General features: G+C 71.2%; 9 protein-coding genes. 5 read left to right on the forward strand and 4 right to left on the reverse strand.

Annotation, left to right across the window (positions count from 1 at the left end):
• Positions 1-148: 148 nt before the first annotated feature.
• Entirely contained in the window at positions 149-814 is a 666-nt protein-coding gene (locus ACFQ3T_RS01860) for a TetR/AcrR family transcriptional regulator (RefSeq protein WP_380719005.1), read from the reverse strand.
• 99 nt (positions 815-913) lie between these two features.
• Here ACFQ3T_RS01860 and ACFQ3T_RS01865 point away from each other — a divergent pair, with 99 nt between their 5' ends.
• The 3 genes from ACFQ3T_RS01865 to ACFQ3T_RS01875 all read left to right on the forward strand — a co-directional run bounded on the left by ACFQ3T_RS01865 (position 914) and on the right by ACFQ3T_RS01875 (position 3,806).
• Positions 914-1,558, forward strand: coding sequence for an SCP2 sterol-binding domain-containing protein (locus tag ACFQ3T_RS01865; protein ID WP_380719007.1), 645 nt, complete (start codon positions 914-916; stop codon positions 1,556-1,558).
• 7 nt (positions 1,559-1,565) lie between these two features.
• On the forward strand, positions 1,566-2,780 hold the full coding sequence (locus ACFQ3T_RS01870; RefSeq protein WP_380719009.1) for an acyl-CoA dehydrogenase family protein: 1,215 nt from the start codon (positions 1,566-1,568) through the stop codon (positions 2,778-2,780).
• A gap of 234 nt (positions 2,781-3,014) precedes the next feature.
• Entirely contained in the window at positions 3,015-3,806 is a 792-nt protein-coding gene (locus tag ACFQ3T_RS01875; protein ID WP_380719011.1) for a DUF2382 domain-containing protein, read from the forward strand.
• Between the two features lie 94 nt (positions 3,807-3,900).
• On the opposite strand, the gene ACFQ3T_RS01880 is transcribed toward ACFQ3T_RS01875, so the two are convergent.
• Positions 3,901-4,113 (reverse strand): hypothetical protein, encoded by a 213-nt coding sequence (locus tag ACFQ3T_RS01880; protein ID WP_380719013.1) that lies wholly within the window; start codon positions 4,111-4,113, stop codon positions 3,901-3,903.
• Between the two features lie 63 nt (positions 4,114-4,176).
• Here ACFQ3T_RS01880 and ACFQ3T_RS01885 point away from each other — a divergent pair, with 63 nt between their 5' ends.
• A complete protein-coding gene (locus ACFQ3T_RS01885; RefSeq protein ID WP_380719016.1) occupies positions 4,177-4,548 on the forward strand; it encodes a VOC family protein in 372 nt (123 codons plus the stop codon).
• On the opposite strand, the gene ACFQ3T_RS01890 is transcribed toward ACFQ3T_RS01885, so the two are convergent.
• Positions 4,549-5,457 (reverse strand): helix-turn-helix domain-containing protein, encoded by a 909-nt coding sequence (locus ACFQ3T_RS01890; RefSeq protein ID WP_380719018.1) that lies wholly within the window; start codon positions 5,455-5,457, stop codon positions 4,549-4,551. It abuts the gene before it with no gap.
• 73 nt (positions 5,458-5,530) lie between these two features.
• Here ACFQ3T_RS01890 and ACFQ3T_RS01895 point away from each other — a divergent pair, with 73 nt between their 5' ends.
• A complete protein-coding gene (locus ACFQ3T_RS01895; RefSeq protein ID WP_380719020.1) occupies positions 5,531-5,704 on the forward strand; it encodes a hypothetical protein in 174 nt (57 codons plus the stop codon).
• A 48-nt stretch (positions 5,705-5,752) separates the two neighbouring features.
• Here ACFQ3T_RS01895 and ACFQ3T_RS01900 read toward each other — a convergent pair.
• On the reverse strand, positions 5,753-6,734 hold a 982-nt coding region (locus ACFQ3T_RS01900; RefSeq protein WP_380719022.1), incomplete at its 5' end, for a dihydrolipoamide acetyltransferase family protein.

Below are 6,734 nucleotides of genomic sequence, written 5' to 3' on the forward strand. Positions count from 1 at the left end.
AGTTCCCTTTCGTCGAATTCGAATGTCCACCGGATATCAAGCGAGGTGGATTAATCGCTCACGACGAAGGTAATTGCGCGCCCGAAGCGGGCACAACAAGACATCCTCGATGTCTGGATCGAAGAAGGAGATGCCCGGTTCGCCCGGGTTACCCCCGGCCCGACGGCGGGCGCCACACGTCGCCCGCCACGAGGTCGCCGAACCCCATCCAGACCAGGTTCATCAGGCGCGCGGCCACGACGACGGCCGGCTCGTCCGGGTTGTCGAGCCACCAGTCGGCCAGCGACTCGCCCGCGCCGACGAGCGCGGCGGCCAGCGACTCGGCCTCCTTGTCACCCGCGCGCGGCACGTCGGCGAAGTCCGACGAGTGCACGAGCAGCGCGGCCACCAGGCTGATCGCCCGGCCGCGCATGTCCGCGAGCTCCCGGGCGAACGGCCCGCCCTGCGAGGACGCCTGCCGGTGCAGCACCTGCCAGCTCGCGCGGTTCTCGCCGACGAACCCGAAGAACGCCCGGAGTCCGCTCCACAGCTGGACGTCCGGCGGTTCCTCGGCCTCCACGCCGTTCGCGATCGCCTCCATCATGCGGGTCGCCTCGCGGCGGATGCAGGTGGCGAACAGCTCTTCCTTCGAGCCCAGGTAGGCGTACAGCATGGGCTTGGAGATGCCCGCGACCTCGGAGATCTCGTCCATCGACGCGGCGTGGAAGCCCAGGCGCGAGAAGACGTCCACCGCGGCGTCCATGATCTGCCGTTCGCGCACCGCTCGTGGCAGTCTCTTGGCCCGACCCGAGCGGACCGGCTGCTTCGCGTGCATCACACCCCCTGGATGGCTGGGACAAGATTACTCCCCGCCCCTTGCCGCCCTACCTACTCGCCAGTAGACTTACCACCCAGTAGGTAGCGGAGGTGCCACATGACCATCGACCTGACCACCGAGGCGGTCGCGAAACTCGGCCCGCGGGAGCTGATCTCGACGCTCAAGCAGGTCGACCCCGGCGATCCCGCGCTCAAGGACCTCGACATCGACGTCATCGCGCGCGGGATCGACCCCCGGAAGCTCGGCAAGGACGAGTTCGCCGACCTGCTGGGCGTGCTCGGCACGCTGGCCGACGGCGGCGCCGACCTCGACCTCGCGAAGATGGACGCGCAGAACTTCGCGCGGATCATCTCGCGCGCGTCGAAGGACCAGGTCGAGGCCGTGACGTCCCGGCCGGGGCTGCGCGAGCGCGTGCTGGACGAGGTGTTCCGGCGCATGGAGGCGCACTTCCGCAGCGAGCGCGCCGGCGCCACGCGCGCGGTCGTCCACTTCCACCTGACCGGCGGCTTCGACGGCGACGACGTGTACGAGGTCGTCATCGAGGACGCCAGGTGCACGATCAACAAGGGCGCGACCCGTGACCCCCGGGCCACCGTCGCGTTGGGACCGGTGGAGTTCCTGAAGCTCGCGACCGGCAACGCGTCGGCGCCCGTGCTGTTCATGACCGGCAAGCTGAAGGTCCAGGGCGACCTCGGTTTCGCGGCCGGGTTCATGAGCCTGTTCACCATTCCGAAGGCGTGAGGGGACCATGGGCGGTTTTTCGCTGGAGCTGAACGAGGACCAGGTCGACCTGCGCGAGTGGGTGCACGGCTTCGCGAAGGACGTGATCCGGCCGGCGGCGTCCGAGTGGGACGAGCGCGAGGAGACCCCGTGGCCGGTGATCCAGGAGGCGGCGAAGATCGGCCTGTACGGGTTCGAGGCGCTGGCCACCTGGTTCGCCGACCCCATCGGCCTGTCGCTGCCCATCGCCACCGAGGAGCTGTTCTGGGGTGACGCCGGGATCGCGCTGGCGCTGATGGGCACGGGGCTCGCCGCGGCGGGCATCTTCGCGTCCGGCTCGCCCGAGCAGCTGGCCGAGTGGGTGCCCGAGTGCTTCGGGACCGAGGACGAGCCGAAGCTGGCGGCGTTCTGCGCGTCCGAGCCGCAGGCGGGGTCCGACGTCGCCGGGTACCGGACCCGGGCCGTGTACGACGAGGCGAAGGACGAGTGGGTGATCAACGGCCAGAAGGCGTGGGCGACGAACGGCGGCATCGCCAACGTCCACGTCGTCACCGCGGTCGTCGACCCCGCGCTCGGCGCGCGCGGCCAGGCCGGCTTCATCGTGCCGCCGGGGACGCCCGGCCTGTCGTCGCCGGGGAAGATCAAGAAGCACGGGATGCGGGCGTCGCACACGGCGGACGTGTTCTTCGACGACGTGCGCGTGCCCGGCCGGTGCCTGCTCGGCGGCAAGGAGCGCCTGGACGCCAGGCTCGCCCGCGCCCGTGAGGGCCAGAAGGCCGGCGGCCAGGCCGCGATGGCGACCTTCGAGACCACCCGCCCCACCGTCGGCGCGATGGCGGTGGGCGTGGCGCGTGCGGCGTACGAGTACGCGCTGGAGTACGCGAAGGACCGCGAGGCGTTCGGCCGCAAGATCATCGAGAACCAGTCGATCGCGTTCGACCTGGCGAACATGAAGATGGAGATCGACGCGGCCCGGCTGCTCGTGTGGCGGGCGGCGTGGATGGGTCGCAACAACGTCCCGTTCACGGCGGGCGAGGGGTCGATGTCGAAGCTCAAGGCGGGCGAGGTGTCCGTGTGGGCGACGGAGCGTGCGATCCACATCCTGGGTGGGGCGGGGTACACGCGCGAGCACCCGGTGGAGCGCATGCACCGCGACGCGAAGATCTTCACCATCTTCGAGGGGACGTCGGAGATCCAGCGGTTGGTCGTGGCCAGGGCCATTTCCGGGATGTACATCAAGTGAGTTGATCTCCCGGGCCGCTCCCCCAGGCCGCTCGGGAAAGCGGGCGGGGTCTTCGGGACGCGGAGGACCCCGCCTCCTGCTGTCCCCTCGACGCGCCCTGTCGTTCCGCCTCCTCGGCTCGTCCTCGGCGAATCAACCCCCGAAAGGATGTGTTGGTTAACCCGCTCGGGGTAATCGCCTTGAACCGTGGGCGTGCCCGCGGGATCTGACACCCCGGCAAGAGGAGCAGGAACGATGACGAGTGGAATCACCGAGGGCATGCGCGACTGGACGGGCCGCACCGTCTACGACACCGCCGGCGACAAGATCGGCAAGGTCGGTCAGCTGTGGACGGATGACGACGACGGCCGGCCCAGCTGGGTCACCGTGCACACCGGCCTGTTCGGCATGAACGAGACGTTCGTGCCGGTGCAGGGGATGCACCCCCGCGGCGACGGCGACCTGGAGACGCCGTTCGACAAGGCGCAGGTCAAGGACGCCCCGAACGTCAGCCCGGAGAGCGGGCGCATCGAGCGCGACGACGAGTCGCGCCTGTACTCGCACTACGGGCTCACCGGCGGCCGCACGCGGGAGGACTTCGACGACCGTCGCGCTACGGGCCGTGAGGCCGTCGGGCACGACACGTCCGGGCCGACGACGGACGACGCGATGACCCGCTCCGAGGAGCACCTGCGCGTGGGCACCGAGCAGCGGGAAGCGGGGCGCGCCCGGCTGCGCAAGTACGTGGTGACCGAGCAGGAGCAGGTGTCCGTCCCCGTCACCCGCGAGGAGGTCCGCGTCGAGCGCGAGCCGATCACCGAGGGCAACCGGTCGCAGGCGATGTCGGGTCCTGACATCTCCGACGAGGAGCACGAGGTCACCCTGCACGAGGAGCGCCCGGTCGTGGACACCGAGGCCGTTCCGGTGGAGCGGGTCAGGCTGGCGAAGGAGCAGGTCACCGAGACCGAGACCGTCTCCGGAGAGGTGCGCAAGGAGCGGATCGACACCGAGGGCGACGTCGAGGGCCGCACCCGCGACCAGCGCTGACCGTCCACGGCACGCCGGCGCACCCGCGTGACCGGTGGTCGAAGCCCCGAGGCCGACGAGCCGCGGGGCTGCGGCCACGTGGGGCGGGCGCCGCTCAACCCTGCCGCGCCTCCACGACGACACCGGCGCGGGTGAAGAGGCGGATTCGGGTGGGGCGCCAGTCCAGGGTGACGAAGCTCGTCTCGTCCTGGTTGACGACCTGGACGTCGAAGCCCTCCGCCTCCAGCCTGGGCACGGCGGCGTCCGGCGGGTTCCCCACCAGGTCGGCCAGGTCGAACGACGGTTCCGGTGCGGGGGGTGGGATCACGGGTCCCATTCGACCACGTGTCGACGTTCCTCGGCACGGTCGGTTCGCGGTTACGCTCGGCGCATGATCGGGGTGGTGCAGTGCGTCGTGCTCGACTGTCCGGAGCCCAGGGCGCTGGCGACGTTCTACCAGGGCGTTCTCGGCGGTGAGGTCGATCGGCCGGACCCGCGGTGGTCGGTGGACGACGACTGGGCCACGTTGCACGTCGAGGGCGGGCCGGTGCTGTGCTTCCAGCGGGTGGCGGAGTACGTCGCGCCGGAGTGGCCCGATCCGCGCAGGCCGCAGCAGTTCCACCTGGACGTCGGGGTGGAGGACCTCGGCGTGGCCAGGGCCGAGGTCCTCCGGTTGGGCGGGACGTCGCTGGACGACTCGCACGAGGCGTGGTCCGTGTTCGCCGATCCCGCCGGCCACCCGTTCTGCCTCGTCCGGGAGTAGTCAGCGCCCCGCTTCGACCAGCCACGCCCGTTCGGCGGTGGTGTCGGGGATCTGCGTCTCCCAGCCGTTGACCTTGGCGATCAGCTGCCAGTAGCGCTCGGCCCTCGGGTCGCCGAACTCCTCCATGCGCCGGGACAGCTCGGGGCCCACGCCGGGCACGTCCAGCGCCGACGCCCACCTCTCGTTGATCCTGGCGACGATGGCCGCCGCCTCCGGCGAACGCGGGTCGACCCCGGCGTCCAACGCCTCGCGCGCCTGGGCGAACGCGTACTGGAACGCCTCCATCTGCGCCGGCGTGCTCGGCGACATGTCGGCGCCTTCGGCCCGCAACTCCTGGTGCCGCTCCGACATCCGCCGGATCGACGCCCGGAAGTCCGGGTCCCGCACCAGGTTCGCCAGCTCGATCCACGCCTCCAGCTGCTCGGGCGTCGGGTCGTCCGGCAGCTCCACCCGCACCGACCTCATGTGCTGCTCGAAGTTCGGCTCCAGGTCGAGCCCGCCGAACACCTCGTCGAAGAAGTCGTCGAGGATCGCCTGCCGCTCCTCCTCCGACAGCCGCGCCAACTCGTGCACCATCTCCACCTCCCCGTTCCGCGCCACGACCCGCAGCACGGCCCGGCGCAGCCGGAGCGTGCGCATCTGCGCGTCGATGGCTTCCGCGTGCGTCCGCGCCACCTCGGCGACGGACACCTCCCGTGCCAGGACACGTTGCGCGGTGGGCAGGTCGACGCCCAGGTCGCGCAGGGTCCGCACGAGCTTCAGCCGCGCCAACCCGTCGACGTCGTAGGTGCGGAACCCGCCCGCCGTGCGCCCCGCCACGGGGATCACGCCGGAGTCGGAGTAGAACCGGATCGTCCGCGTGGACAGCCCGGTCATCCGCGCCAGTTCGCCGATCGAGTAGTGCGTCACGGGGACCACCCTGAACTTTCCAGTCACTGGAACTTCAACCCGATTAACGCACGGCCGCTCGCCCAGCCGGCAAGTGAAGATCGGTCTGACGGTGGTCGCGGGCTTCGGCGGTGTCGTCGCGCTCGCGGTCAACTACCGCAGGCAGCGGGTCACCGAGGCGGCGCACGTGCTGACGCTCGGCCAGGAGGAGCGCGAGCGGACCAAGCTGTTCAACGAGGCCGGGGATCGGGACCTGACCCCGCCGTGAGAACGGGCCGGCACCCGAGTGGGTGCCGGCCCGTTCGCGGTCGACCGGTCAGTACGTGATCGCCACGCCGGGGTCGGCGAGGAGCGCGCCCACGTCGGCCAGGAACTGCGAGCCCTGCTGGCCGTCGACCACGCGGTGGTCGAAGCTGAGGGCCAGCTGGCACACCTTGCGCGGGACGACCTGGCCGTCCACCACCCACGGCATGTCCCGGATCGCGCCCAGGGCGAGGATCGCCGACTCGCCGGGGTTGATGATCGGGGTGCCGGTGTCGACGCCGAAGACGCCGACGTTGGTGATGGTGATCGTGCCGCCCATCATGTCGGCGGGCGTGGTCTTGCCGTCGCGGGCGGTCGTGGCCAGCTCTTCCAGTGCCACGGCCAGCTCGCGCAGTGACATGCGGTCGGCGTCGCGGACCTTGGGGACCACGAGACCGCGCGGCGTCGCGGCGGCGATGCCCAGGTGCACGTAGTCCTTGTAGACGATCTCCTGCGCCGCCTCGTCCCACGTCGCGTTGACGTCGGGCGTGCGGCGGGCGGCCAGGACGACCGCCTTGGCGGCGAACGCCAGCGGCGTGAGCTTGACGCCGCGGAACTCCGGCGCGTTCTTCAGGCGCGCGCGCAGCTCCATCATCGGCGTCACGTCGACGGTCAGGAACTCCGTGACGTGCGGCGCGGTGAACGCGCTGTCCACCATCGCCTGCGCGGTCGCCTTGCGGACGCCCTTGATCGGCACCCGCCGCTCACGCGTGCCGTTGTCCGCAGTGGACGGTGACGGCGCGGCCGCCGGCGCGGCGACGGCCGCTTCGACGTCCTCGCGCGTGATCACGCCACCCGGGCCCGAGCCCGACAGGGCGTACAGGTCGACGCCCAGGTCCTTGGCCAGCTTCCGCACCGGCGGCTTGGCCAGCGGCACGTAACCACCCGGAGGGGTCGCGACGGGCGTGGCGACAGGAGCCGGAGCCGGGGCGGGGGCAGGAGCCGGGGCCGGGGCGGCAACGGGAGCCGGGGCAGCGGCGACCGGAGCGGCGGCG

The sequence above is a fragment of the Saccharothrix hoggarensis genome, from assembly GCF_042678885.1.
Taxonomy (GTDB): Bacteria; Actinomycetota; Actinomycetes; order Mycobacteriales; family Pseudonocardiaceae; genus Actinosynnema; species Actinosynnema hoggarensis.

Coding starts and splice junctions, on each gene's coding strand:
- ACFQ3T_RS01885 (WP_380719016.1), top strand. CDS start 4,177: ATGATCGGGGTGGTGCAGTGCGTCGTGCTCGACTGTCCGGAGCCCAGG.
- ACFQ3T_RS01865 (WP_380719007.1), top strand. CDS start 914: ATGACCATCGACCTGACCACCGAGGCGGTCGCGAAACTCGGCCCGCGG.
- ACFQ3T_RS01870 (WP_380719009.1), top strand. CDS start 1,566: ATGGGCGGTTTTTCGCTGGAGCTGAACGAGGACCAGGTCGACCTGCGC.
- ACFQ3T_RS01860 (WP_380719005.1), bottom strand. CDS start 814: ATGCACGCGAAGCAGCCGGTCCGCTCGGGTCGGGCCAAGAGACTGCCA.
- ACFQ3T_RS01875 (WP_380719011.1), top strand. CDS start 3,015: ATGACGAGTGGAATCACCGAGGGCATGCGCGACTGGACGGGCCGCACC.